27 protein-coding genes are annotated in these 24,724 nt (G+C 73.2%); 19 read left to right on the top strand and 8 right to left on the bottom strand.

Annotated elements, in window-relative coordinates; genetic code table 11:
- Positions 1 to 6 precede the first annotated feature (6 nt).
- Positions 7 to 441: a MarR family transcriptional regulator gene (locus tag H6H00_RS26210; protein ID WP_185718320.1), complete on the bottom strand. Its 435-nt coding sequence runs from the start codon at positions 439 to 441 to the stop codon at positions 7 to 9.
- A 135-nt stretch (positions 442 to 576) separates the two neighbouring features.
- On the opposite strand from H6H00_RS26210, the gene H6H00_RS26205 reads away from it, so the two are divergent.
- The 11 genes from H6H00_RS26205 (at position 577) to H6H00_RS26155 (ending at position 8,799) form a co-directional block, all read left to right on the top strand.
- Positions 577 to 1,158 (top strand): hypothetical protein, encoded by a 582-nt coding sequence (locus H6H00_RS26205; protein ID WP_185718319.1) that lies wholly within the window; start codon positions 577 to 579, stop codon positions 1,156 to 1,158.
- A gap of 59 nt (positions 1,159 to 1,217) precedes the next feature.
- Positions 1,218 to 1,502, top strand: coding sequence for an FmdB family zinc ribbon protein (locus tag H6H00_RS26200; protein WP_185718318.1), 285 nt, complete (start codon positions 1,218 to 1,220; stop codon positions 1,500 to 1,502).
- A gap of 54 nt (positions 1,503 to 1,556) precedes the next feature.
- Positions 1,557 to 2,804, top strand: a complete 1,248-nt coding sequence (fmdA, locus tag H6H00_RS26195) for a formamidase (protein WP_185718317.1) — start codon at positions 1,557 to 1,559, stop codon at positions 2,802 to 2,804.
- Positions 2,801 to 3,580 (top strand): nitrilase-related carbon-nitrogen hydrolase, encoded by a 780-nt coding sequence (locus H6H00_RS26190; RefSeq protein ID WP_185718316.1) that lies wholly within the window; start codon positions 2,801 to 2,803, stop codon positions 3,578 to 3,580. Before fmdA ends, H6H00_RS26190 begins: the two co-directional genes overlap by 4 nt.
- Before the next feature lie 34 nt (positions 3,581 to 3,614).
- Positions 3,615 to 5,102 (top strand): hypothetical protein, encoded by a 1,488-nt coding sequence (locus H6H00_RS26185; protein ID WP_185718315.1) that lies wholly within the window; start codon positions 3,615 to 3,617, stop codon positions 5,100 to 5,102.
- Positions 5,102 to 5,401: a hypothetical protein gene (locus H6H00_RS26180; protein WP_185718314.1), complete on the top strand. Its 300-nt coding sequence runs from the start codon at positions 5,102 to 5,104 to the stop codon at positions 5,399 to 5,401. The genes H6H00_RS26185 and H6H00_RS26180 overlap by 1 nt, the downstream gene beginning before the upstream one ends.
- 74 nt (positions 5,402 to 5,475) lie before the next feature.
- Complete coding sequence (locus H6H00_RS26175) at positions 5,476 to 7,119, top strand: FtsZ/tubulin family protein (protein WP_255425383.1); 1,644 nt, start codon at positions 5,476 to 5,478, stop codon at positions 7,117 to 7,119.
- 70 nt (positions 7,120 to 7,189) lie between these two features.
- Positions 7,190 to 7,672: a peroxiredoxin gene (locus H6H00_RS26170; RefSeq protein ID WP_185718312.1), complete on the top strand. Its 483-nt coding sequence runs from the start codon at positions 7,190 to 7,192 to the stop codon at positions 7,670 to 7,672.
- A 4-nt stretch (positions 7,673 to 7,676) separates the two neighbouring features.
- On the top strand, positions 7,677 to 8,180 hold the full coding sequence (locus H6H00_RS26165) for a hypothetical protein (protein WP_185718311.1): 504 nt from the start codon (positions 7,677 to 7,679) through the stop codon (positions 8,178 to 8,180).
- A gap of 2 nt (positions 8,181 to 8,182) precedes the next feature.
- Complete coding sequence (locus H6H00_RS26160; RefSeq protein ID WP_185722796.1) at positions 8,183 to 8,482, top strand: hypothetical protein; 300 nt, start codon at positions 8,183 to 8,185, stop codon at positions 8,480 to 8,482.
- A complete protein-coding gene (locus H6H00_RS26155) occupies positions 8,479 to 8,799 on the top strand; it encodes a hypothetical protein (RefSeq protein ID WP_185718310.1) in 321 nt (106 codons plus the stop codon). The genes H6H00_RS26160 and H6H00_RS26155 overlap by 4 nt, the downstream gene beginning before the upstream one ends.
- 27 nt (positions 8,800 to 8,826) lie before the next feature.
- On the opposite strand, the gene H6H00_RS26150 is transcribed toward H6H00_RS26155, so the two are convergent.
- Complete coding sequence (locus H6H00_RS26150) at positions 8,827 to 9,669, bottom strand: carbohydrate kinase family protein (RefSeq protein ID WP_185718309.1); 843 nt, start codon at positions 9,667 to 9,669, stop codon at positions 8,827 to 8,829.
- A complete protein-coding gene (locus H6H00_RS26145) occupies positions 9,666 to 10,589 on the bottom strand; it encodes a pseudouridine-5'-phosphate glycosidase (protein WP_255425880.1) in 924 nt (307 codons plus the stop codon). Before H6H00_RS26145 ends, H6H00_RS26150 begins: the two co-directional genes overlap by 4 nt.
- A gap of 10 nt (positions 10,590 to 10,599) precedes the next feature.
- Between H6H00_RS26145 and H6H00_RS26140 the strand changes: the two genes are divergently transcribed.
- Both H6H00_RS26140 and H6H00_RS26135 read left to right on the top strand, forming a co-directional pair.
- On the top strand, positions 10,600 to 10,848 hold the full coding sequence (locus H6H00_RS26140) for a DUF3039 domain-containing protein (protein WP_185718307.1): 249 nt from the start codon (positions 10,600 to 10,602) through the stop codon (positions 10,846 to 10,848).
- 7 nt (positions 10,849 to 10,855) lie between these two features.
- Positions 10,856 to 11,500: a class I SAM-dependent methyltransferase gene (locus H6H00_RS26135; RefSeq protein ID WP_185718306.1), complete on the top strand. Its 645-nt coding sequence runs from the start codon at positions 10,856 to 10,858 to the stop codon at positions 11,498 to 11,500.
- A gap of 4 nt (positions 11,501 to 11,504) precedes the next feature.
- Here H6H00_RS26135 and phaZ read toward each other — a convergent pair whose 3' ends face one another.
- The 3 genes from phaZ to H6H00_RS26120 are packed head-to-tail and all read right to left on the bottom strand — an operon-like array spanning position 11,505 to position 15,075.
- Positions 11,505 to 12,326 (bottom strand): poly(3-hydroxyalkanoate) depolymerase, encoded by an 822-nt coding sequence (phaZ, locus tag H6H00_RS26130; RefSeq protein WP_221775673.1) that lies wholly within the window; start codon positions 12,324 to 12,326, stop codon positions 11,505 to 11,507.
- Positions 12,323 to 14,026 (bottom strand): PHA/PHB synthase family protein, encoded by a 1,704-nt coding sequence (locus H6H00_RS26125; RefSeq protein ID WP_185718305.1) that lies wholly within the window; start codon positions 14,024 to 14,026, stop codon positions 12,323 to 12,325. Before H6H00_RS26125 ends, phaZ begins: the two co-directional genes overlap by 4 nt.
- A complete protein-coding gene (locus H6H00_RS26120; RefSeq protein WP_185718304.1) occupies positions 14,023 to 15,075 on the bottom strand; it encodes a YihY/virulence factor BrkB family protein in 1,053 nt (350 codons plus the stop codon). Before H6H00_RS26120 ends, H6H00_RS26125 begins: the two co-directional genes overlap by 4 nt.
- Positions 15,076 to 15,293: 218 nt before the next feature.
- Between H6H00_RS26120 and H6H00_RS26115 the strand changes: the two genes are divergently transcribed.
- The gene (locus H6H00_RS26115; protein ID WP_185722794.1) at positions 15,294 to 16,961 is read left to right on the top strand and encodes a DEAD/DEAH box helicase; all 1,668 of its coding nucleotides are present in this window, start codon (positions 15,294 to 15,296) and stop codon (positions 16,959 to 16,961) included.
- 506 nt (positions 16,962 to 17,467) lie between these two features.
- Here H6H00_RS26115 and H6H00_RS26110 read toward each other — a convergent pair.
- Positions 17,468 to 17,653 (bottom strand): DUF7455 domain-containing protein, encoded by a 186-nt coding sequence (locus H6H00_RS26110; RefSeq protein WP_185718303.1) that lies wholly within the window; start codon positions 17,651 to 17,653, stop codon positions 17,468 to 17,470.
- Between the two features lie 279 nt (positions 17,654 to 17,932).
- Between H6H00_RS26110 and H6H00_RS26105 the strand changes: the two genes are divergently transcribed.
- Positions 17,933 to 18,814 carry an EamA family transporter gene (locus H6H00_RS26105; RefSeq protein WP_185718302.1) on the top strand — a complete coding sequence of 294 codons (882 nt, stop codon included), beginning with the start codon at positions 17,933 to 17,935 and terminating at the stop codon, positions 18,812 to 18,814.
- A gap of 99 nt (positions 18,815 to 18,913) precedes the next feature.
- Here H6H00_RS26105 and ppk2 read toward each other — a convergent pair whose 3' ends face one another.
- A complete protein-coding gene (gene ppk2 / locus H6H00_RS26100) occupies positions 18,914 to 19,840 on the bottom strand; it encodes a polyphosphate kinase 2 (protein WP_255425382.1) in 927 nt (308 codons plus the stop codon).
- 255 nt (positions 19,841 to 20,095) lie between these two features.
- Here ppk2 and H6H00_RS26095 point away from each other — a divergent pair, with 255 nt between their 5' ends.
- The 4 genes from H6H00_RS26095 to H6H00_RS26080 all read left to right on the top strand — a co-directional run bounded on the left by H6H00_RS26095 (position 20,096) and on the right by H6H00_RS26080 (position 24,721).
- Positions 20,096 to 21,211 carry a sugar ABC transporter substrate-binding protein gene (locus tag H6H00_RS26095; RefSeq protein ID WP_185718301.1) on the top strand — a complete coding sequence of 372 codons (1,116 nt, stop codon included), beginning with the start codon at positions 20,096 to 20,098 and terminating at the stop codon, positions 21,209 to 21,211.
- 72 nt (positions 21,212 to 21,283) lie between these two features.
- On the top strand, positions 21,284 to 22,057 hold the full coding sequence (locus tag H6H00_RS26090) for an ATP-binding cassette domain-containing protein (RefSeq protein ID WP_185718300.1): 774 nt from the start codon (positions 21,284 to 21,286) through the stop codon (positions 22,055 to 22,057).
- On the top strand, positions 22,054 to 23,508 hold the full coding sequence (locus H6H00_RS26085) for a sugar ABC transporter permease (protein ID WP_185718299.1): 1,455 nt from the start codon (positions 22,054 to 22,056) through the stop codon (positions 23,506 to 23,508). Before H6H00_RS26090 ends, H6H00_RS26085 begins: the two co-directional genes overlap by 4 nt.
- 22 nt (positions 23,509 to 23,530) lie before the next feature.
- Positions 23,531 to 24,721, top strand: a complete 1,191-nt coding sequence (locus tag H6H00_RS26080; protein ID WP_185718298.1) for an ROK family protein — start codon at positions 23,531 to 23,533, stop codon at positions 24,719 to 24,721.
- Positions 24,722 to 24,724 lie beyond the last annotated feature (3 nt).

Raw genomic sequence — 24,724 nt, 5'->3', positions numbered from 1 at the left:
CGCCGGTCAGTCGTCGGCGGCGAGCCGGTCGAGCAGGTCCAGCAGCACCGGCGCGTCCGGCCCGAGGACGCCGAGCAGGTCGGCCTCCACGTCGTGCACGGCCGGGGACAGGCGGGTGTGCACGGCCCGGCCGTCGTCGGAGAGGAAGACCAGGACGCGCCTGCGGTCGCGGGCGTCGGCGAGGCGGTAGACCCGTGCGGTGTCGACGAGCCGGTCGACGATCTTGGTGAGCGTCGGGCCCGGGACCCCGACGGAGGAGGCGATGCCGGTCATCGTGTGACCCTCGCCGTCGGCGAGCAGGTCGAGCACCCGCCAGTGGTCGACGGTCAGTCCCTCGGAGGCCGCCGCCGCCTCGACGCGCCGCGCGACCCGGTACTCGGCGCGACCGAGGAGCCGGTCGAGCGGGGTGCGTCGCGCCGAGTCCCGACCTGTCGCCGTCACGCCGCCCCCTGGTATCGCGTGGTCCGGACCGTCGGTCGGGACCGTCGTCATCGTAGAGCAACGGACATCGCACAAGTACTTCCGAACGACACTATTTCCGTACACTGTACCCGTGCAGCGGACCCGAGCGGCGTCATGACCCCGGACCAGGGCCTGCGCTACGAGCTGGCCGGCGTGATCGGCGGAGCCGACGCGCTCGCCGCACTGGCCGCGGTCCTCGGGGCCGCCGCCGTGCCGCTGGACGCGGCGGGCCTCGCGCTGCTGCCGGTCACTCCGGAGCTCTCGGCCCGGGCCACGCCCGCCGCGCTGTGCGGACTCGGGTCGGCGTCCCTCCCCGGCGGCGCTCCGCTCGACGCGCAGCGCCGGGAGAGCCTGCTGACGGGCCCGGAGTCGGGGTTCGGCGTCCTCACGCCCGGCCTGGCCGTGCTCGTCGAGGCCGCGTCGGTGCGCGGGCCCCTGGTCTACGTCGAGGCCGACTACCTGGGCCGGGACGGGCGTCAGACGGCGGCCGTGTGGCGCGCCGGTGCCCTGGTCGCGGGCCCGCTGCTGCTGGGGAGCCGGGAGGAGTTCGTGTCGGCCACCGCGCCCGTGTCGGTCGCCCTGCGTGCGCTCGGGGTCGTCGCCACCGGCCGGCGCGACGAGTTCGTCGTCGCCGGTCTCGGCCGGCACCGGCGCACCGTCGACTGGCTGCGGAGCGACGGACCTCCGGGGGATTGACATCTACTTCCGTCAGACATAGTTTGATTTGACAGTAATTGACCGCGTGAGGAGGGCCCGTGCCGACCTACCGACACCACTGCGTGCAGTGCGGGGCCTTCGACGTGATCCGTCCGATGCGTGAGTCCGGAGCGGACGCCACGTGCCCCACCTGCACCGCACCGTCCCGCCGGGTGTTCGGGGCACCGGCACTCCGCGCACTGCCCGCCGGCCTGCGCGGTGCGCTCGACGCCCAGCACCGCAGTGCCGACGCCCCGCAGGTCGTCACGACACCGCCGGGACGGTCCGGGCGCACCCAGCGTCGCGCGACCGACCCCCGGCAGCTGCGCCTCCCGCGCCCCTAGACCCGCGGCGTCCGTCCTTCCCCTGCCCGAAGCGGCTCTACCAGGAGGTCCGTCGTGCCCGACGTCGTCTTCAGTGTCGATCAGGCCAAGTCGATGCGTGACCAGGTCGTCCCCGGTCACAACCGCTGGCACCCCGACATCCCGCCCGCCGCCACGGTGCGGCCGGGCTCGTCGATCCGCATCGAGTGCCGGGAGTGGACCGACTCGCAGATCGGCAACAACGACTCGGCCAACGACGTCCGCGACGTGGAGCTCGACGGCTGCCACATGCTGTCGGGCCCGATCGCGATCGAGGGCGCCGAGCCGGGTGACCTGCTCGTCGTCGACATCCTCGACCTCGGCCCGGTGCCCCAGGAGATCGGCGACGCCCCCGGCCAGGGCTGGGGCTACACCGGCATCTTCGCCACGGGCAACGGCGGCGGCTTCCTCACCGAGGAGTACCCCGACGCCTACAAGGCGATCTGGGACTTCAGCGGCCAGAAGGCCACCTCGCGGCACATCCCCGGCGTCAGCTACACCGGCATCACGCACCCCGGCCTGTTCGGCACCGCACCGTCGCCGGAGCTGCTGGCGAAGTGGAACGAGCGCGAGCGGGCGCTGATCGCCACCGATCCCGACCGCGTGCCCCCGCTGGCCCTGCCCCCGCTGGAGGCGCTGGTGCTGGGGGGCACCGCCTCCGGCGACGTGCTGGCGGGGATCGCCCGGGACGGGGCCCGCACCGTGCCGCCGCGGGAGAACGGCGGCAACCACGACATCAAGAACTTCACCCGCGGGTCGCGCGTGTTCTACCCGGTCCACCACCCCGGGGCCCTGTTCTCCGGCGGCGACCTGCACTTCAGCCAGGGCGACGGCGAGATCACCTTCTGCGGCGCCATCGAGATGGGCGGGTTCATCGACTTCCACGTCGACCTGATCAAGGGCGGCATGGAGACCTACGGCGTCACCACCAACCCGATCCTCATGCCCGGGAACGTGGAGCCCCGCTACAGCGAGTTCGTGACGTTCATCGGCATCTCGGTCGACCACGAGACGAACACCAACCGCTACAACGACGCCACGCTCGCCTACAAGAACGCCTGCCTCAACGCGGTGGAGTACCTGAAGAAGTTCGGCTACTCCGGCCCGCAGGCCTACCTGCTGCTCGGCTCGGCGCCGATCGAGGGGCGGGTCAGCGGCGTCGTCGACATCCCGAACGCCTGCTGCTCGCTCTACCTGCCCACCGCGATCTTCGACTTCGACATCACCCCCTCCGCGGCCGGCCCGGTCCGGGCCGACCGCGGGGCGTGCGCGGTCTCCTCGTGACGGGCGTCGCGGTGCTCAGCCACACCGTGCCCGCCCCGCGCACCCGCGCGGACGTCCGGCGCAACTACCTGCAGATCGCCGACCTCGTGGTCGGCATGAAGCGGGGGGAGCGCGGCCTCGACCTGATCGTGTTCCCGGAGTACGGCACCCACGGTTTCGGGGCGTGCGGTCCCGACCACCTGACGATGCCCGGCGAGGACGTCGAGGTGTTCGCCGCCGCCTGCCGCGCCGCCCGGGTCTGGGGCGTGTTCTCCGTGACCGGAGGGTGCTGCCGGCCCGATCCGGACAACACCGTCGTGCTCATCGACGACCGCGGCGCGGTCGTGCAGCGGCACAGCCGGGCCGCGGGCCGCCGGGGCGGGGACCCGCCGGAGGTCGTGACGGGTCCCGGCGGTCTGCGCACCGGCATCAGCATCTGCCGCGGCGACGGTGCGTTCGCGCCGGACTGCCAGATCCGCGGTGCGGAGCTGCTGATCCGGTTCCAGGCCGAGCCCGACGTCCCCGCCGCCGCGCAGGTGCAGGCCGCGCGGGCGGCGGCCTGGATGGGCACCTGCTACGTCGTGGCGCCGAACGCCGCCGGCCGGGCCGGTCCGCGCCGCTGGTCGGGCCACTCCGCGATCGTCGGCTTCGACGGCGTGACCCTCGGCGAGTGCGGCGACGAGGAGCACGAGTTCCAGTACGCCGAGCTCTCGGTCGGCGCGCTGCGCCGGGCCCGGGCCGGACGGTCGCAGCTGGAACGCACGCTGCGGACGCGCGCGCTCGCGCGCGCCTGCTGACCCCAGACACCACCAGTCGAGGAGCTTGCAGATCATGTCGGACGACCACGGACACGGGCACGGACACGACGAGCCGCACGACACGACGTTGGCCCGCATCGAGGCGCTGAGCAAGGAGAACGTCCACCACGCGGGCGACCACGAGGGCCCGTTCTCGCTGCACGTCCTCGGCCTGGGCGCCCCCGGTGCGGCGGTCGTCGCGCAGATCCTGGAGGACGCCCCGGAGGGCTTCACGGCCCTGGCGGTGAACATCGGCGACGAGCCGCTGGCCGCCGTCCGCGCCGCGGCGGGGGAGACGCCCGGGATCGTCACGGTGGACCTGCCGATCCCGAGCCGGGCCGGGCTGTCGGCGTCGCTGAACCGGTACCGCGAGTTCCTGAAGATGGAGTACCCGCGCTACTACTGGAACCCGAACTACGAGCCCTGGCTGCCCGGGGACCTGGCCCTGCCCGGCCCGGGCGAGGTCGTGCCGCGGGCGATCGCCAAGGCGATCTACAACTGCGAGTACTACCAGGACCAGGAGATCACGGCGGCGCTGGACGCCTTCGCCGCCGGTGTCCTGGCCAGCGACAGGACCCCCGTCGTCGTGGTCGCGTTCTCGCTCGGCGACAGCGTCGGCAGCGGTCTGGTCGTCGACATCGCCCGCCACCTGTCGTCGATCAAGCTGGGCCGCCGCCCGTGGGTGGTCGGGGTCGGCATCACCCCGACCACGCCGTCCGCCGAGTTCTTCCCGGTGATCAACGAGCTCGACTGCATGATCGACACCCCGAAGAACCAGGGTGTCATGGCGGTGTGGGGCGACCTCTACAAGAACCCGTTCACCGGCGGCTTCTTCTCCGTGCCCGAGGCGCCGGGTGCCGACGTCGCCCCCGGCGTCGCGAAGTTCCTCGCGGCCGGCGGCGGCACGGACCTCTACGAGTCGCTCAAGGCGCTCAACTGGCTCGCCGTGCCCGGCGACCAGTGGCACCCGGCCATCCGCGGCGAGCAGAGCGACAAGTGGATCAACGTCCTGGCCGTCAGGACCCTGGAGGACGCCGGCTCGCTCGGCGAGCTCGGCCTGGCCAAGGGCTTCTCGACCGACTACGCCGAGGCCCGGGTGTTCGGCTCGGGCGCGGCGGCCTCGGCCGCGGCGGAGGCCGTGGTGGGGGCGATCGGCGAGGTCGCCACCACCCGCGTCGCCCCCGTCGTCAAGACCGCGCCGGGCGCCGACTTCGTCAGCGTGGTCCTGCCGCGCGCCACCAAGCTCGACCTGGAGGCGTTCGTCCCGTCGCGCGAGCTCTACGACCCGCTGGAGTGGGAGGACAAGCTGCTCCTGCACTCGTGGATCCTCGACCTCGGGGTGATGCTCTGCGAGCCCTCCATCCGGTTCGACGGCATGGGCGGCGAGTGCATCTGGGGCTGCGCGTGCTGGGTGGTCGTCCCGCACGCCGCGATCCGCGGGGAGGAGATCGCCTCCCCGGTGACCGACGCGGAGGTCACGGCCATCGCCACCTCCGGTGCCGGCGTGGCGGCGTCCGGCTGATGGCCACCGACTGGGCCGACGTCGTGACGCGCTACCGGGACGGGGCCGAGCTCCCGTCGATGCCCGGAGCCCGCACCCTGAAGGTCACCGGCGCCGACGACGGCTACATCTACGTGTCGCACCGGCTCTGGCAGGACAAGATCACCCGCGCCCACCTCGAGAAGGCGATGACGCTGCTCGACGAGGGGAAGATGACCCGCAACTACGGCGACGTCATCGACCACTACCGCACCTACATCGCCGACGAACGGCCGACGACGGCCGCCACGATCCTCAAGGACCTCGGCTACCTCGACTGACGACCGTCCGCACCTCAGGGGACGTACCGCGCTGCCGCATGCCCGAAACAGGAGGAAACGCAATGGGACTGTCCATGTACCACAGTGCGACCGGCGCGCAGTCGCCGCACTGCATCCACGCGATCGGCATCGGCAAGATGGGTGCCTACATGGTGGAGGCGCTGCTGCGCACCGGGGAGATCGAGGACATGCTGGAGGACCCGCGCGCCCGGTTCACCGGCCTCTCGATCGACATCGGCGACCAGGACCAGCACGAGCTCAAGGAGTACGTGAGCGGCTTCGACCAGCGCCTCGCCGAGCGCGGCATCCCCACCGAGCGCGCCCAGGTCCGCACCGTCTCCCTGGACGTGCCGGCGAAGAAGGACCTCATGACCAGCCTCAACCGCTGGCGCGAGTACCTGAAGATGGAGTACCCCCGGTACTACTGGAACCCCAACTACGAGCCGTGGCTGCCGAGCGACACCGAGATGCCGAAGGCCGGGGACTCCATCCCCCGCGCCATCGCCAAGGCGATCTACGGGCACTACTACTACGGCGAGGACAAGTCGCTGGAGAAGGAGCTCGACGACTTCGTCGGGAGCATCAACCAGACCAAGCTCCCGTCGCTCGTGCTCGTGTTCTTCTCGCTGTCCGGCGGCACCGGGTCGGGCATGGTCGTCGACCTCGCGCGGCACCTGTCCAACGTCAAGCTCGGGCGCCGCATCCCGGTGGTCGGCGTGGCGGCCATGCCGTTCTCCGGAGACGAGGCGCACGTCGGCGGCGACGCCGCGCTGTACCCGACCATGAACGAGATCGACTGCATGCTCGACGACGCCAAGAACCAGGGCGTCATGGCGGTGTGGGGCGACCTCTACAAGAACCCGTTCACCGGCGGCTTCTTCGCGCTGCCGCAGGAGCACTCCTGGCAGCGGCTGGGCTCGTACACGAAGACCGGGAAGCCGGCGATCCGCGACGCGCTCCGCAAGGGCGTCACGCGCAAGTTCGTCAACGACTCGTTCATGCGCTTCGTGGTGCAGGACTACGGCCGCCTGCTGTTCAAGATGCTGCGCCCGATGGGCTTCACCGGGGCCCCGCACGAGCGCAACATCTCCGGCGACCGCACCTGGACGGTCTTCGACGTCGCCAAGTACACCCACCCGGGCGTGGAGGTGCTGCCCGGCGAGCCGCGCAGCAAGTGGCGCGCGGTCGTCAGCAAGTGGATCGGCTACATCCCGCAGTGGTCGGGCCTCAAGGAGGGTTTCAAGACCGACTACGTTGAGGCCCACACCGTGGCCCCGCGCGAGCTGTGGAACGAGACGCTGGAGACCAAGCTCAAGGAGACGCTGCAGGGCTTCGTCCTCGACGGCGACGACGGCACGGTCAACACCTCGGTCGGCGAGTTCTTCGACGAGCTCACGGCGTACTCCAACATCATCATCCCGGGCGTCGCGAAGACCGACTTCACGGCGTTCTACGCCGCGCGCGACGCCTACGACGCGATCGAGTCGTGGGACGAGAAGCTGATGATGCACTCCTGGCTGCTCGACCTCGGCGTGATCCTGTCCGAGCAGTCGATCCGCTTCGACGGCATGGCGGGCGAGTGCATCTGGGGCTGCGCCTGCTGGGTCGTCATCCCGCACGAGGCGATCCGCGGCGATGCTCCCATCTCGAAGGACGTCACCATCGTGCAGGCCGAGCACATCGCGATGATGGTCAAGACGGTCGTCCCGACCCCCTGACCGGACCCCGGGGGCGGCCGTCGGCGCGGCCGGTCGCCCCTCCTGCACCGCCACCGACCTGGAGACAGCCATGCCCGCCATCGGAGACAGGGTCCCCGACGCCACCGTCATGATCACCCCGGCCGACGGCCCCGGGCCCGCCAGCTCCGCGGAGCTGCTGGGCAGCGGCACCGTCGTGCTGATCGGGGTCCCCGGCGCCTTCACCCCCGTCTGCAGCGACTTCCACCTGCCCGGCTTCGTCCTCGCGGCCGAGCAGCTGAAGGCCGAGGGGGTGGACCGGATCGCGGTCGTCTCCGTCGACGACGCCTTCGTGATGGGCGCGTGGGGGCGCTCGGAGGAGGCGGGGGAGGAGTTCCTCATGATCGCCGACCCGGACGCCGCGTTCGCGACGGCGATGGGCCTGGACACCGACGCGAGCTCGTTCGGCCTCGGCACCCGCTCGGAGCGCTACGCGGCGATCATCCGGGACGGTGTGATCACCTCGCTGGAGGTCGAGGAGCGGTTCGTCGACCACGAGGTCAGCACCGCCGAGGCCGTGCTGGCGAGGCTCTGACGCCGTGACCGAGCCACCCGTGTCCGAGCCGCCGCCCGAGCGCAGGTCGCCGCCCGAGTTCGACGAGTGGCTCGACCGCGTCCGCGCGCTGTTCGAGGCGGTGCGGTTCACCTGCACCCACCGGCTCGCCGACCCGTCGCTCGCGGAGCAGGTGAGCGTGCAGGTCGTGGCGGGGATGGTGGCGCGGCCGTCGGTGTTCCGCTACTTCGGGCTCCCGTTCTCCGGCCGGATCGCGAAGCTGGCCGAGGGGCTGATCGCGGCGGCGGACGCGGGTGAGCTGGCCGTCGTGTGCGGGTGGCCCGAGCTGCGCGACCGGATCGCCGGGCTCCCGTCCGAGCACCGGGAGCCGTTCGTGGTGACCTGCCTGCGCGGCGGTGACGTCGAGGAGCTGGCCGCGGCGCTGGGCTGCGATCCGGCCGCGGCCGAGCTCCGGAACGAGGCGATGCTCACGTGCGTGGGCGAGCTGGCCCGGCCCGGCACGGCGCCGGTCGGCATCGAGAGGGGTTGACGGTGGCGCTGGACTGGGCGTGGGTCGAGGACCGCTACGGCGACGGGACGCGGATCCCGACGGTCGCCGGCGGGAAGACGCTGGAGATCACCGGGGCCGACGCGGCCGGCGTGCACATCCGCCACTCGCTGTGGCGCGACACCCTGGCCCGCGAGCACCTGGAGAAGGCGGTCGACCTCATCGAGACCGACCGGATGAGTAGGCACGCCGGGCTGTTCGTCGAGGAGTACCGGGCGCTGGTGGCCGACGTGCGGGCGACGTCGGCGGCGCACGTGCTCAAGGACCTGGGGTTCCTGGAATGACCGCCCTCGACTGGGCCGCCGTCCGCTCCCGGTACGACGGGGGCCGGGCGGTCCGCCCGCTCGTCGGGAGCTCGACCCTGCAGGTGGAGGTCGCCGGCGACGCACTGGCCGTCACCCAGCGCCTGTGGCGCTCCGAGGTGACGCGCTCGGAGCTGCAGGTGGCGCTGGACCTGCTGGGCCACCGCGAGGTGGGCGCCGTCGCGTTCTCGGAGGAGCTGCGCCGGTACTACTCGGGCGGGCCGCAGGTGCAGCCGACCTGCTCGCGCACCCCGAACCTGTGCGCGGTGGTGCTGGTCGACCTGGGGCTGCTGGGCTGAGCCGACGGGTCCCGCGCGGGGCCCGGCTCAGCGCGCGGACCCCCGCCCGCGCCGACGCCGCGGGGGGCGGGCGCCCGGGTGCTGGACCGCCGCAGCCCCCGCCGCGCACCCGGCCCGCAGCGCGTCCTCCGGCGCCGCCCCGCCCAGCCACGCCCGCAGCAGGCCGGCGTCGAAGGCGTCGCCGGCACCGGTGGGGTCGCACACCGGCACGGCGGGGGCGGGCACGCTCCAGGTGCCCCGCGCGTCGGTCCAGGTCGCGCCGCGCGCCCCGGCGGTCGCGGCCACCGCGCCGACCTCCGGCACGTGCCCCAGCGCGGCCCGCTCGTCGGCGTTGGGGAGCAGCAGGTCGGCCCCGCGCACCCACTCCCGGAACTCCGGGGTCAGTGCCGGGGCCGACTGCGGGTCGACCGACGTGCTCAGGCCCGCGGCGCGGGCGGCGGCCAGCGCGGCCAGCCCGGCGGCCCGCGACGACGGGTCGAGCAGGACGTAGCCCGACAGGTGCAGGTGGTCGGCGCCGTCGAGCGGGGGCAGGTCGGCGGGGGACAGCCGGGCGGCGGCTCCGCGGTCCGACAGCATCGTGCGGTCGCCGTCGAGGAGCACCACCACGGTCGCGGTCGGCTCGTCGGGGTCGACGGCCAGCGCCAGGTCCACACCCGGCAGGTCGGCTGCGGCCGCGCGCCCCGCGGCGTCGTCGCCGACCCGGGCGACCAGGGTGACGGCCGCCCCGAGGTGGGCGAGCCACGCGGCGGTGTTGGCCCCGGCCCCGCCGGCGACCGTGCGGATCCGGGCCCGGACGTCGGCACCGGGCACCGGCGGCGCGACGGGGGTGACCAGCACGTCGACGGCGAGGTCGCCGACCACGACGATCATCGTGCGACGGCCACGGCCACCCGCGCCGCCAGCCCCGCGTTCGCGAGCACCAGCGCGAGGTTGGTGCGCAGGCTCGCGCCGTCGCTGCCGGCGTGGAAGTGCTCCAGCAGGGCCGGGGTGACGTCCTTGCCGGTGATCCCGCGCTCGGCCAGCAGCGCGAGGCCCTCGGTCAGCAGGCGGTCGTGCAGGGCCGCGTCGAGCTCGTCGTCGACGGGGACGGGCTGGGCCAGCACCGCACCGACGCCCGGGGACAGGTCGCGGTGCGCGCGCCACACCGCGGCGACCTGCTCCGGCGAGTCGACGCGCCACGGCACCGGGTGGCCGGAGTCGCGCCGGTAGAAGCCGGGGAAGGCGTCGGTGCCGTAGCCGAGCACCGGCACCGACTCGGTCTCCAGCACCTCCAGCGTCGCGGCGACGTCGAGGATCGACTTCACCCCGGAACAGACGACGAGCACACCGGTGCGGGCCAGCGCGGCGAGGTCGGCGGAGACGTCCCAGGACTCCCTGGCGCCGCGGTGCACCCCGCCCAGCCCGCCGGTCGCGAACAGCGCCACCCCGGCCGCGGCGGCCAGTGCGGCGGTCGCGGCCACCGTCGTCGCCCCGTCCCGGCCCAGCCCGACGGCGACGCCGAGGTCGCGCACCGAGAGTTTGTCCAGGTCACCGCCGCAGACGCGGTCGAGCTCGGCGGCCGACAGCCCGACGCGGGGCACGCCGTCGAGCACCGCGACCGTGGCCGGGACGGCGCCGTGCGCCCGCACCGCGGCCTCCAGCTCGTCGGCGGCGGCCCGGTTCTGCGGTGCGGGCAGGCCGTGGGCGAGGATCGTGCTCTCCAGCGCGACGACGGCGCCGCCGGTCGCGAGTGCGTCACAGACCTCGGGGGACGGGACGGGCGGGAAGACGGAACGGGACACGTGGGGCATCATGGACGACATGGCGACCCAGGTTCTGCCCGACGTCGAGACGCGGCCCGAGGGCACCGACAGCACGGGCACCGACGAGCCCAAGATGTTCCACTACGTGAAGAAGAACCGGATCGCCGAGAGCGCGGTGCTGGGCAACCTCGTCCAGGCGCTGTGCGGCGAGACCTTCCCGGTCACGCGTTCTCCCAAGCCGGGATCGCCGGTCTGCCCGGACTGCAAGAAGATCTTCGAGGGGCTCCGCCCCGGTGGGGACGACTGATCCCGACATGCCCACACGTGGCGCCGTGCGCGGCTGGTTGTACGACCGTGCGATCACGGGTCTGACGGCCGGCTGGTACCGCGCCGTGTTCGACCGGCTGCCCGACGGCGCCCGGATCCTCGACGTCGGGATCGGCACCGGCACGGCGCTGGCCCGCGGCGGCGACCGCGTCCGCGCGAAGGACCTGCACGTCACCGGGCTCGACATCGACCGCGACTACCTGCGGCGCTGCGTCGAGGAGATGACGCGCGCGGGCCTGTCCGGCCGGGTCACGCCGCTGCTGGAGTCGGTCTACGACCACCAGGGCGGCCCCTACGACGCCGCGTACTTCAGCGCCAGCCTGATGCTGCTGCCCGACCCGGTGGCCGCGCTGCGGCACGTCGCGGGGCTCCTGGAGCCCGACGGGCAGCTGTTCTTCACCCAGACCTTCCACCACCGGCGCTCGCCGCTGCGGGAGAAGCTCAAGCCGCTGGTGCGGCACGTCACCACGATCGACTTCGGCACCGTCACCTACGAGGACGACTTCCGGCGCGTGCTGGCCGATGCCGACCTGGAGGTGCTGGAGCTGGTCACGCTCGGCACCACGCGGGCGTCGTCGTACCGCCTCGCCGTGGCCGTCCCCGACGGGGACGACCGCAGCGCGGCCGCCTGAGCGGCTACTCCGCCAGGAACGCGTCGATCACCGGGGCGAGCTCCTTCGCCTCGGTGAGCAGCGCGAGGTGCCCGCCGGAGTAGACGTGCAGCCGCGAGTTCGGGATGCCCTTGTGCATGATGTGGGCGTTGACGATCGGGATGATCGGGTCGTCGTCGCCGGCGACGATCAGCGTGGGCTGCCGGATCAGGGGCAGGCCGGGCAGGCTGCTCCAGCCCGCCCCGGCGAGCAGCTGGTAGTAGTAGCCGCGCTTGGGGCCCTTGCGGGTGTAGGTGTGCAGCACCTCCGAGGCCCGCTCCGGGTGCGTGCGCATGGTGCCGCCGTAGATCTCCCCGGCGATGGTGCGCGCGTACTCGGGGTCGCGGTGGCGCCGCGGCGTGAGCATCTTCGCCAGCACGTTGGGCCTGGCCGGCACCATCAGCGAGCCGGTGCCCGTGGCGGCCAGCACGAGCTTGCGGCACCGGCGCCGGTTCACCGCGGCGAACTGCTGCGCGAGGCCGCCGCCCCACGAGAAGCCCATGACGTCGAGCTGGGAGTACCCCAGCCGCTTGGTCAGCGAGCCGACCAGCGGCGCGAACGTCGACATGTGGTACGGCAGCAGGGGCATCGGGGAGCCGCCGATGCCGGGCACGTCGAAGCGGATGACCTCCAGCTCGGGCGGCAGCTCGTCGACGAAGGGCTGCAGCAGCTCCAGGCTCGCGCCGATGCCGTTCATCAGGAGCAGCGGCGTGCGGGTGGCGGCCCCGGTGGCCCGGCGCACGGACACCCGCAGGCGCCGGCCCCGGACGTCGATCTCGAAGATCTCGTCGGTCATCGCGGTGTTCATCGCACCCGAACGTAGTCGCCCGGCGCGGGGACGACAGCGTGGAGCCCCCGCCCGCCGAGCTCCGCGGGGGCGTCGACCTCGTCGCCGCTGCGCTCCCCGAGCCACTCGGCGTGGTCGGGCCACCAGGAGCCCTGGACGGTCTCGGCGACGGCCAGCCACGCCTCGGCCGTGGTCGGGGTGGGCGTGCGCGACTCCGGCGGCGCGACCCGGAAGCTCGCCTTCTTGTTGCCCGGCGGGTTGACCAGCGAGGCGATGTGGCCGCTGGTGGAGAGCACGAACCGGCTCTCCCCGCCGAGGAGCCGGGTGGTGCGGAAGCAGGACTGCCAGGCGCAGAGGTGGTCGGCGATCCCGGCGATGACGTAGGCGTCGCGGTCGACCTTCGACAGGTCCACCGGCGTGCCCAGCATCGTCGTGCCGCCCGGGGTGATCAGCGCGTTCGACACCGCGATGTCGATGAAGTCGCGGTGCAGCCCGGCCGTCATCCGGGTGGTGTCGGCGTTCCAGAACAGGATGTCGAACGGCTTCGGTGCCCGGCCGCGCAGGTAGTTGTTGACCCAGTAGTTCCAGATGAGGTCGTTGGGCCGCAGCCAGGCGAACACCTCGGCCAGCGTGCGGCCGTCGAGGTAGCCCTTCTTCTGCGACGCCTCCACGGACTGGCGCGCGGTCTCCGGGTCGAGCAGCGCGCCGGTCGTGCCGGCCTTGGCCTGGTCCAGCACGGTGACCGCGAAGGTGACCGACGCCACGCGCTCCTGGGCGCCGGTGGCGGCGAGGTGGCCCAGCAGCATCGAGGTGATCATCCCGCCGGAGCAGAACGCCATGAGCGCGGTGCTGGACCGGCGGCTGATCCGCTCGCACGCCGTCATCGCGTCGAGGATCGCCGCGCCGTAGGTGTCGAGGTCCCAGGCCGCGTGCTCGGCGTCGGGGTTGCGCCAGGACATGAGGAACACCTGCTGGCCGCTGCGGACCAGGTTCTCGACGATGCTGCGGCCGGGTGCCAGGTCGGCGACGTAGTACTTGTTGATCGTCGGGGGGACCAGCAGCAGCGGGATCTCGCGGACGGTGGCGGTCTGCGGCAGGTACTGGATCAGCTCGAACACCGGCGTGCGCAGCACGACGGCCCCGGGGGTGCAGGCCAGGTCCTCGCCGACGGTGAACGCGTCGGGCTCCACCATCGACGGCACCCGCGGCGCCGCCGCGAGGTCGCCGACGAGGTGCTTCACGCCGCTGACGATGCTCGCGCCGCGCGTCTCCCTGGCCGCCTGCCACAGCGCCGGGTTCACCAGGCTGTTGCTGGGTGCGAGCGCGTCGACGACGTTGCCGACGGCGAACTGCAGGCGCTCGTGGTCGGCCCAGTCCAGGTCGGCGTCCTCGACGAGCTCGGTGGCGGTGCCGCCCGCGGCGATGTGGGCCTGCACGAGGCGGCGCAGCACCGGGTTCTCGGTCCAGGCCGGGTCGGCGTAGCGCCTGTCCTTGGGGTTCGGCGCGACCTCCGAGGCCCCGACGCCGATCTTCGCCAGCTCGGCGGCGAGGCCCGCGCCGCGCCGGGTGAGGGTCACCGGCTTCGCCGCGAGCGAGGCGGCCAGCCTGAGCCCGGCCGCGGCCGGGAGCATCCGCCGCAGCGGGCCCAGCGCCCCGTCCGAGAGCAGCATGTCCAGACCGGTCGCGACGTCGGCGTCGGTGGGGTCCTGCTCCTCGGTCATCGGGGCTCCTTCGCGGCGTCGGTGGCGGGGGTGTCGACGGGGGTGCCGACGGTCCCCGCAGCATGGGCGGCGGGCCCGGTCGCGGGCAAGTCGGAGCCGGTCCGGGCGGCCGGCACCTCCGGCGCGGTGGTCATCGCGCGCAGGCGGTCCATCCGGCGCGGCGCCGGTTCCGGGCGGGCTGGCCAGGCCTCCTCGACGGCGTTGTTGAGGTGCGCGCCGAGCACGATCGACAGGCCGAGCAGGAAGCCGAACAGCAGGAACGCGATCGGGGTGGCCAGCGCGCCGTAGGTGTAGCCGGTGCTGGTCAGGACGGCGATGTAGACGCGCAGACCGGTGGCGCTGGCGATGAACACCACCATCGCGAGCAGCGCGCCGGGCAGCAGCCGCAGCCACGGCAGGGTGTGCGGCAGCGCGAGGCGGTACATCGCGGTGAGCACCAGGACCGTGAGCAGCGCCGCACCCGGGTAGTAGAACGCGCTGACCAGCGACGTCGCCGGGCCCTGCCAGGACGGCGGGAGCACCTGGGGGAGCAGGTCGGGCCCCAGGACGATGACCGGCAGCCCGAACACCGCCACCACCAGGGCGAGCAGGTAGACCAGCAGCGAGAAGATCCGCTGCCAGACCGGGTGGCGCACGAGCTTCTGCCCGTGCGCCTCGGTGATCGAGTCCACGAGCGAGGCGATGGCCGAGGACCCGGCCCACAGCGCGATGACGAAGCCGACCGACACGACGTCGGCCCGTCCGATCGTGAGGATGCTCGACGCGGTCGGCGCGATGATCTCGTCGACGACGTCGGGGGTGAACACCTGCCGCGCGAGGTCGACGATCGCCTCCTCGACGACCCCCACCGTGTCGGTCCCGAACCACTCCCCGACGTAGCCGAGGGAGCCGAGCAGGGCCAGCAGCAGCGGGGGCAGCGAGAGCGCCTGCCAGAACGCGGCCTGGGCCGAGTGGGAGAAGATGTCCTGGTCCCAGGCGTTGCCGAGCGTGCGGCCGATCACCCGCCGGACGGTCGGGGCGGGGTCCTTGCTGGTCGGCGCATCGCTCATGGTGGGCCCAGGATGGACCACGAGGGTCCCCCGCGCCGGGCACGGCGGGTCTCGGCGCGCCGGGCGATACCGCCCCGTTACCCTGGTCCCGGTCTCGTCCGCGACAGCGCAGCGCGGTCCTCCAGCAGCCGTTGACGTCAGGGAGTCGTGTGTCCCAGGCCCACCAGATCGCGGCCGATCAGATCGACCCGGCCCGGATCTCCCCGTCGGCCCGTCCGATGCGCGCCTGGCAGCGCAAGGCGCTGAGCCGCTACCTCGCCGCGGGCCCGCGGGACTTCCTCGCGGTCGCCACCCCCGGGGCCGGGAAGACCGCGTTCGCGCTGCGGGTGGCCGCGGAGCTGCTGGCCGACAAGACGATCACCCACGTCACGGTCGTGGCGCCCACCGAGCACCTGAAGTACCAGTGGGCCCAGGCCGCGGCCGCCGTCGGGATCGCGCTGGACCCGGAGTTCCGCAACTCGACGGGCGGCACGTCGTCGGACTACACCGGCATCGCCGTCACCTACGCGGGCGTGGCGGCGCACCCGGCGCTGCACCGGATGCGCACGGAGAACCGCCGCACGCTGGTCGTCCTCGACGAGGTGCACCACGCGGGCGACGCCCGGTCCTGGGGCGACGCGGTCAAGGAGGCGTTCGACCCCGCCACGCGCCGCCTCACGCTCACCGGGACGCCCTTCCGCAGCGACGACAACCCGATCCCGTTCGTCGACTACCTGCCCGACGCCGACGGGGCCCTGCGCAGCCGCTCGGACCACTCCTACGGCTACGCGGAGGCGCTCGCCGACGGTGTGGTGCGCCCCGTCGTCTTCCTGGCCTACTCGGGCGTCTCCAGCTGGCGCACGAGCGCGGGGGAGGAGATCACGGCACGGCTGGGCGAGCCGCTGACGGCCGAGCAGACCGCGCGGGCCTGGCGCACCGCGCTCGACCCGGGCGGCGAGTGGATCCCGGCGGTGCTCGCGGCGGCCGACCGGAGGCTGTCCGGGCACCGCGCGGGCGGCATGCCCGACGCGGGCGGGCTCGTCATCGCCACCGACCAGACCACCGCCCGCGCGTACGCGGCGATCCTCACCGACGTGACGGGGACCCCGCCCGTGCTGGTCCTCTCCGACGAGGCCGGGTCCTCCGAGCGGATCGCGCGGTTCAGCGCGTCGACCGACCGGTGGATGGTCGCGGTGCGCATGGTCTCCGAGGGCGTCGACGTGCCGCGGCTCGCGGTCGGCGTCTACGCCACGAGCGCGTCGACCCCGCTGTTCTTCGCGCAGGCGATCGGGCGCTTCGTGCGGTCGCGGCGGCCGGGGGAGACGGCGTCGGTGTTCGTCCCCAGCGTGCCGGTCCTGCTGGGCCTGGCGAGCGAGCTGGAGGCCCAGCGCGACCACGTGCTGGGCAAGCCGCACCGCGCCGAGGAGCAGTGGAACGACGAGGAGCTCGCGGCCGCCAACCGGCAGGAGGACGAGCCGGGGGAGGACGAGCCGTCGTTCACCGCCCTGGGCGCCAACGCCGAGCTCGACCAGCTCATCTACGAGGGCACCTCGTTCTCCGCCGACGAGGAGGACTACCTCGGCCTGCCCGGGCTGCTCGAGCCCGAGCAGGTGCGCACCCTGCTCAACCAGCGCCAGACCGAGTGGCTGTCGCGCTCGGGCCGCGCGGCGCCCGCCGTGGTGCCCCCGCCGGCCCCGGCCGAGCGCCCCCAGCAGTCGGTGCGCGAGCGGATCGCGGCGCTGCGCAAGGAGCTCAACACGCTCGTCGCGCTGCACCACCACCGCACCAACAAGCCGCACGGGAAGATCCACAGCGAGCTGCGGACGAGCTGCGGCGGCCCGCCCACGGCGATGGCCAACATGGAGCAGCTGGAGGAGCGCATCGCGACCCTCCGCAGCTGGCGCTGACCCACCCCGCCGGATGTGCCGCCACACCCCCGGCGAGTGTGCCGCTCAGGCACGGCGAGTTGGCCGCCCGGCCTCGGCGAATTTGCCGCCCAGGCACGGCGAGTTGGCTGCCCATGCACGGCGAGTTGGCCGCCCTGCCCCGGCGAGTGTGCCGCTCGGCCTCGGCGAGTGCGCCGGTCACGCTCGGCCAGCCTGTCGCTGCGGGCGGTGAGGCTGCCCTGCGGCCCGGTCGTGGTGGCCGCCGCTGCGCCCCTGCGTGGTCGTGCCGCGCCGTGCGCTGCGTGAGTGGCAACGTTCCGGAGCCCGACCGGACAACTCGCGGGGTGGGGTCGGCAAACTCGCCGGACGTGATCGGCAAACTCGCGCGCTGGGGTCGGCAGACTCGCGGGGTGGGGTCGGCAAACTCGCCGCGTGGGGGGTGGACGGCGACGGGGCGGGGACCGTGTGGTCCCCGCCCCGTCGTGTCGAAGTAGGTGGGTGGTGTGCCGGCGTCGGGCCGGCTCCGCTCAGCTGCCGGTCTCGACGCTCGCCTCGAGCTCGCGGAGCTTGTCGGCGTGTGCCCGGCCGTGGTGCCCGCAGAACAGCAGTTCTCCACCGGACGGCAGTACGGCACGGACCTTCGCAGCCGCGCCGCAACGGTCGCAGCGGTCGGCAAGGGTCAACTCGGGCCGGGTCAGGGTTCCTGGCTGCATGGCGGTCTCCCTCCGTCTCGGCTCCGGGGACCCGGAGCCGCGTTCCTGGACGACCGCTTGCGCGGTGTGTCCACTCTCCCAGACGTTGCACACCCCCGCACGTGTTCCCGAGGCGAGTCGCGACGACCATCACGTTTGACGGTGAGTGATCGGGGCGATGGAGCCGCGGTGGCGAATGCGGGACCTTCGTTGACTACGAGTGAATGATGCGTGCCCTGCAGTGACACCGCAAGGTGGCGCGGGGGAAGACTTCCCGCGCGCTTGTTACGTTCTGGAGTCATGACCACGGCGACGCGCGAGCGGATCCCCGCCCCCGTGCTGTTCGTCGTGGGCGGCGTGTCGATGTACGTCGGCGCGGCGCTGGCCGTGGGCCTGTTCGACGTCCTGCCGCCCAGCGCGGTGGCCGTCCTGCGCCTGCTCGGGGCCGCCGCGGTGCTGCTGGCGTGGCGCCGTCCGGGCCGCGCGGCGTGGCGCGGATCACGTCTGGCGCGAGCCGTCGCGTTCGGGCTGGCGACCGCCCTGATGAACCTCGCGTTCTACGAGGCGATCGCGCGGCTGCCGCTGGGCACCGCGGTGGCGATCGAGTTCGTCGGCCCGGTCGCGGTCGCGGCGGTGGCGTCCCGCCGCCCGCGCGACGTCGCCGCCGTGGTCCTGGCCGCCTTCGGCGTGGCGCTCATCGCCGATGTGCGCTGGTCAGGCAGCCCGTCGGGGGTGCTGTGGGCGCTCGCGGCCGCCGGGATGTGGGCCGCGTACATCCTCCTCGGCAAGCGCGTCGCCTCCGCGGGGAACGGGCTCGACGACATGGCGGTCGGGTTCGCGGTGGCGGCCGTCGTGCTGTCGCCAGTGCTCCTGCTCGGCGGTCCCGGCTCCCTCGACGCGCTCGGCGACCCGGTCGTCCTGCTGCTCGCCGTCGGGGTGGGGGTGCTGTCCAGCGTCGTGCCCTACGTGCTCGACCAGCTCGTCCTGCGCCGCGTCGGCCAGGCCCGGTTCGCGGTGCTGCTCGCCCTGCTCCCGGCCACCGCGACGGTCGTCGGGCTGGTCGGGCTGGCCCAGGTGCCGGGCCTGCTCGAGGGGCTCGGCATCCTGGCCGTCATCGCCGCGGTGGCGCTGCGGTCGCGCGACGGCGACCTCGGCGCACCGCCACCGGCGGACCATCGATAACCCGTTCACGGACTGTAGTCCACTCTGATGTGACGTTGAGTGACGAGAATCGACCCGTTGGACGGACCGCCGGATTCCCAGGATGCGGGAGGATCCGGCCTAGGGCTGCGGTGGGCGGCGCGGTCGTCCGGACAGCGCGGGGAAGTGCCCGGGCCGCTCGCCGAACTCGAACACCTCCGCGGCCGGCCCGACGATCAGCCGGTCCGGCTCGACGGCGACGTCGAGGTCCTTGCCGGGGTAGTCGAACAGGCGCAGCACGTGGCGCATCGCCTCGAGCCGGGCCCGCTTCTTGTCGTTGCTCTTGATCACCGTCCAGGGCGCGTCGGCGGTGTCGGTGTAGAAGAACATCGCCTCCTTCGCCTCGGTGTAGGACTCCCACTTGTCGAGCGACGCGAGGTCCATCGGGCTGAGCTTCCACTGCCGGACGGGGTCGACCTGGCGGATCGTGAAGCGCGTGCGCTGCTCGTTCTGCGACACCGAGAACCACAGCTTGACCAGGTGGATCCCGCTGCGGACGAACATCCGCTCCAGCTCGGGGGCCTCGCGCATGAACTCCATGTAGTCGCGCGCCTCGGCGAAGCCCATGACCCGCTCGACGCCGGCGCGGTTGTACCAGCTCCGGTCGAACAGCACGATCTCCCCGGCCGCCGGGAGGTGGGCGATGTAGCGCTGGAAGTACCACTGCGACGACTCGCGCTCGGTCGGCTTCTCCAGCGCGACGACCCGGGCCCCGCGCGGGTTGAGGTGCTCCATGAAGCGCTTGATCGTGCCGCCCTTGCCCGCGGCGTCGCGGCCCTCGAACAGGATGACGAGCCGCTGCCCGGTCTCCTTGACCCAGTTCTGCAGCTTCAGCAGCTCGATCTGGAGCAGTCGCTTGTGCTGCTCGTACTCCTCGCGGGAGAGGCGCTCGTCGTAGGGATAGCCCTCGCGCCAGGTGTCGACGCGGGCGCCGTCGGGCCCGAGGAGGACGGGGTCGTCGTCGTCGGTGTCGTCGACGCGCAGCGCGGAGAGGTCGGGGAGGTCCACGTGGGCACTCTCGCGGGTGGGGATGGCCGTCAGGTGAACGGCGGTGGTCCGGGGCCGGGCGTCGCAGCACCTCGGCGAACGGAGTAATCAGGACGCCCGGACGGTGGGCGTCACAACAAACTCGGACCTACGTCATCGAAACGTGACCGAAACGCGATGACTTGAACGGTTCAGTGTGCTTGGCACCACTCCAAGTGGGGGCATACGTTGCCGGTCACAACATTCCCCTCCCCCCGACGATGTGGAAGGACCAGCATGCGCACCAGGAGAACCGCCCAGCTCGCTCTCGGGCTGGGAGTCGCCCTCACGCTCGCCGCGTGCGGGCAGAACGCGGCGGCCCCGAGCGCCGCCCCCGGCGCCGAGGTGGCCGCCGACGCGCCGCGCGTCGGCGTGATCCTCCCGGAGACCGAGAGCTCGGCCCGCTGGGAGGGCTTCGACCGCCCGCTGCTGGAGCAGGCGATGGCCGAGGCCGGCCTCGACGCCGACATCCAGAACGCGCAGGGCGACGAGCAGACCTTCACGACGCTGGCCGACGGCTTCATCGCCAGCGGCGTCGACGTGCTCGTCATCGCCGCCATCACCAGCGAGTCCGGTGCCGCGGTGGCCGCCAAGGCCAAGGCCCAGGGCATCCCGACCATCGACTACGACCGCCTGAGCCTCGGCGGCTCCAGCGACTACTACGTCTCCTTCGACAACGAGGGCGTCGGCGCGCTGCAGGGCCAGGGCCTCGCCGACGCGCTGTCCGGCCAGCAGGGCGCCCAGGTCATCGAGATCCGCGGTGCCCCAACCGACAACAACGCCACGCTGTTCTACAACGGCGCGCTGACGGTGCTCGACCCGCTGTACGCCTCCGGTGCCCTGGTCCGCACGGCCAGCCAGCCGATCGAGGACTGGGACAACCAGATCGGCGGCACCACCTTCGAGCAGCTGCTCACCAGCAACGGCGGCCAGGTCGGCGGCGTGCTCGCGGCCAACGACGGCCTCGCCGGCGCGATCATCACCGTGCTGCAGAAGTACGGCCTGAACGGCTCCGTGCCCGTCACCGGCCAGGACGCCACCCCGGACGGTCTCCAGGCCATCCTGCGCGGCGACCAGTACATGACGGTCTACAAGCCGATCCAGCAGGAGGCCCAGGCCACCGCGGAGCTCGCCGCCGCACTGGCCGCCGACGACACCGCCGCCGCCGACGCCATCGCGACCGGCACCGTCGACGACCCGGAGGGCAACCGCCAGGTCAAGTCGGTCCTGCTCACCCCGCAGCTGATCACCCGTGACAACGTCAAGACCGTGATCGACGACGGTGCCGTCCCGGCGTCCGAGGTCTGCGTCGCCGACGTGGCCGCGGCCTGCACCGAGCTCGGCATCAGCTGACCCGACTACCCCTCGTGCGCGGAAACGGCGGCCCTGGCCGCCGTTTCCGCGCACAGGCACCGGAGGTGCCGAGTGAGTGACCCGATCCTGCAGCTGCGCGGGGTGAACAAGAGCTTCGGCGCCGTCCAGGTGCTGCACGACGTCGACTTCACGGTCCGGGCCGGTGAGGTCACCGCGCTCGTCGGCGACAACGGCGCGGGGAAGTCCACGCTGGTCAAGTGCGTGGCCGGCATCCACCCGATCGACGGCGGCGAGGTGCTGTTCGACGGCGAGCCGGTGACCGTGGCGGCCCCCGCGGACGCCGCGAAGCTCGGCATCGAGGTCGTCTACCAGGACCTCGCGCTGGCCGACAACCTCGACATCGTCCAGAACATGTTCCTCGGGCGGGAGCGCGGCAAGCCGTGGCTGCTCGACGAGGCCGACATGGAGCAGGCCGCGCGCGACACCCTCGCGTCGCTGTCGGTCCGCACGGTCACCTCCGTGCGCATGCCGGTCGCGGCCCTGTCCGGCGGGCAGCGGCAGACCGTCGCGATCGCCAAGGCCGTGCTCTGGGACTCCAAGGTCGTGCTCCTCGACGAGCCGACCGCCGCGCTGGGCGTCGCCCAGACCCGCCAGGTCCTCGACCTGGTGCGCCGCCTCGCCGAGCAGGGTCTCGGCGTGGTGCTGATCAGTCACAACATGGCCGACGTGTTCGAGGTCTCCGACCGCATCGCCTGCCTCTACCTCGGACGGATGGTGGCCCAGGTGCCGACGAAGGACGTCAGCCACGGCCAGGTCGTGGAGCTGATCACGGCCGGCCGCTCCGGCGACCTGGGCCTGCAGCGCCCCGAGGCGGTGACGGTGTGAGCGCGCCGGAGAAGCCCGACCTCGAGAAGAAGTCCGCAGCCGAGCGGGCGGCACCGGCGTCGAGCCGCGCCGCCGACTTCGGCATCGACACCACCGCCCGGACGACGGGCCAGGCCGTCGCGGGCTACCTGCGCGGCCTGCGGACCGGCGAGCTCGGGGCCCTGCCGGCCCTGCTCGGCCTGCTGGCCCTGCTCATCCTGTTCAGCGCGCTGGACTCGACGGGGACCTTCCCCAGCCTGCTCAACATCGCCAACCTGCTCCAGCAGGGCGCCGGTCGCACGATCATCGCGATGGGCCTGGTGTTCGTCCTGCTCACCGGCGAGATCGACCTCGCGGCGGGCACGGCGTCCGGCCTCGCGGCCGCGGTGATGGCGCTGCACCTGGTCAGCGGCGGCAACCTGCTCGGCGGCATGGGCACCACGGTGTTCGTGCTGTTCATGCTGGTCATCGTGCTGGCGATCGTGCTGGCGCTGCTGCTGCGGATCTGGGCGGGGGCGGCGCTCAGCGCGGTCGCGCTCGGGCTCATGGTGATCGGCTTCCCGCCGAACCCGTGGCTGCAGATGCTGCTGGCCGTGTGCGTCGGCGTCGTCATCGGCTGCATCACCGGGTTCCTCGTGGCGAAGATCGGCATGCCGTCGTTCGTCGTGACGCTGGCGCTGTTCATCGCCTGGCAGGGCATCATCCTGGCGCTGATCGGCGACGGCGGCACGCTCGGCCTGCGCGACCCCGTGATCAACGCGGTCGCCAACGGCAACCTGTCGACGGTCGGCAGCTGGGTGCTGTTCGTCGTCGCGGCGGGCGGGTACGCCGCGGTGCTGCTCAACCGCCAGGTCTCGCGCCGCAGGCTCGGCCTGGTGGCCCAGCCGACCGGGCTGGTGCTCATCAAGGTCGGGGCCGTGGTCCTGCTCGGGGCGATCGCCACGTTCCTGCTCACGCTCGACCGGTCGCCGGGCGACCTGCCGATCATGGGCGTGCCCTACGTCGTCCCGATCGTGCTCGCGCTGCTGGTCGTCGGCACGTTCGTGCTCGACCGCACCCGCTTCGGCCGGCACGTCTACGCCGTCGGCGGGAACCGGGAGGCCGCGCGCCGGGCCGGCATCGACGTCGTGCGCATCCGCGCGTCGGTGTTCGTGATCGCCTCGGCGTTCGCGGCGATCGGCGCGATCGTCTACTCGTCGAAGGTCGGGTCGGTCAGCCCCGGCGCGGGTGGCGGCAACACGCTGCTGTTCGCGGTGGGCGCGGCCGTCATCGGCGGCACGTCGCTGTTCGGCGGGCGCGGGCGGATCAGCAACGCCGTGATCGGTGGCGCTGTGCTCGCGACCGTCGAGAACGGGCTGGGCCTGCTGCGCCAGCCCGCGGCCGTCGTGTTCGTCGTCACGGGCCTGGTGCTGCTGCTCGCCGCGTCGGTCGACGTACTCTCCCGTCGTCGCTCGGCGGTCGCCGGCAGGTGAAGCGGAACCGCACGGAGGCGTGGTGAACCGGGCGTGGGCGGGGGAGAACGGTGGCGCCTCCTCGGGGGCGCGTCCCGACGAGGCGCGCCGCCACAACCGGGCCGCCCTGCTCCGCCGCCTGCACGTCGACGGCCCCTGCACGCGGGCCGTCCTGGCCGCGGAGCTGGGGCTCAACCGGAGCACGATCAAGGCCGTCGTCGACGGGCTCGCGGAGTCCGGCGTCGTCAGCGAGGCCGTCCCGGCCCGCCGGACCGGGGCCGGGCGGCCGTCGCTGATGGTGCTGCCGCAGGCGGAGTCGGCCGTGGTGCTGGCCGTCGACGTCCGCGTCGAGCAGGTCGCGATGTCGATGGTCGGACTCGGCGGGCAGGTGATCGGGCGGCACAGCTGGAACCTGCGCCGCGCCACCCGCACGCCGGGGGAGGTGATCACGCACGTCGCGGAGTCGGCGCAGCTGCTCGCCGAGGAGCTGGCGGTGACCCCGGCCGGCGCGGGCATCTCGGTGCCCGGCGTCGTCCGCCGCGACGACGGCTGGGTGCACGAGGCGCCCAACCTCGAGTGGCGCGACATCGCACTCGGCACGCGGCTCGCCGCGGTGCTCAAGGTGCCCGTGCAGGTGGCCAACGACGCCGAGATGGGTGCGCTGGCCGAGCACGTGCGGGGGATCGCGCGCGAGGTCGCCGACCTCGTCTACATCTCGGCGGACAAGGGCGTCGGCGGCGGCGTGATCTCGGCGGGCCGCCCGCTGCGCGGCACGCGCGGGTACGTCGGCGAGCTCGGGCACCTCGTGGTGCGTCCGGGCGGCCGGCACTGCTACTGCGGCTCGCGGGGCTGCTGGGAGACCGAGGTGGGGGAGCGGGCGCTGTGCCGGGCCCTCGGGATGCCCGAGGAGACCCCGCGCGGCGTGGTCGTCGCCGAGCTGCGGTCGCTGGCGACGGCCCCGGTGCCGGGCCCGCTCGACGAGTTCGCGGAGTGGCTGGCCACGGGGCTCGTCACCGTCGTCAACATGATGGCGCCGGAGCTGGTGGTGCTCGGTGACCTGTTCACCGCGCTGCCGCCCGGCGTCGTCGACCACGTCCGCGGCCTGGTCCACGAACGCAGCCTGGTGAGCCGAGCCGTCGGCGGGACGCGGATCGAGACCAGCCCGCTCGGGCGCGACGCGAAGCTCGTCGGGGCGGCCGAGCTGGCCTTCGAGCCGGTGCTCGGGGCCGTCTGAGGG

It is taken from the genome of Pseudonocardia petroleophila (assembly GCF_014235185.1).
Classification (GTDB): Bacteria; Actinomycetota; Actinomycetes; order Mycobacteriales; family Pseudonocardiaceae; genus Pseudonocardia; species Pseudonocardia petroleophila.
This window is presented reverse-complemented; position numbering and strand designations above follow the sequence as displayed.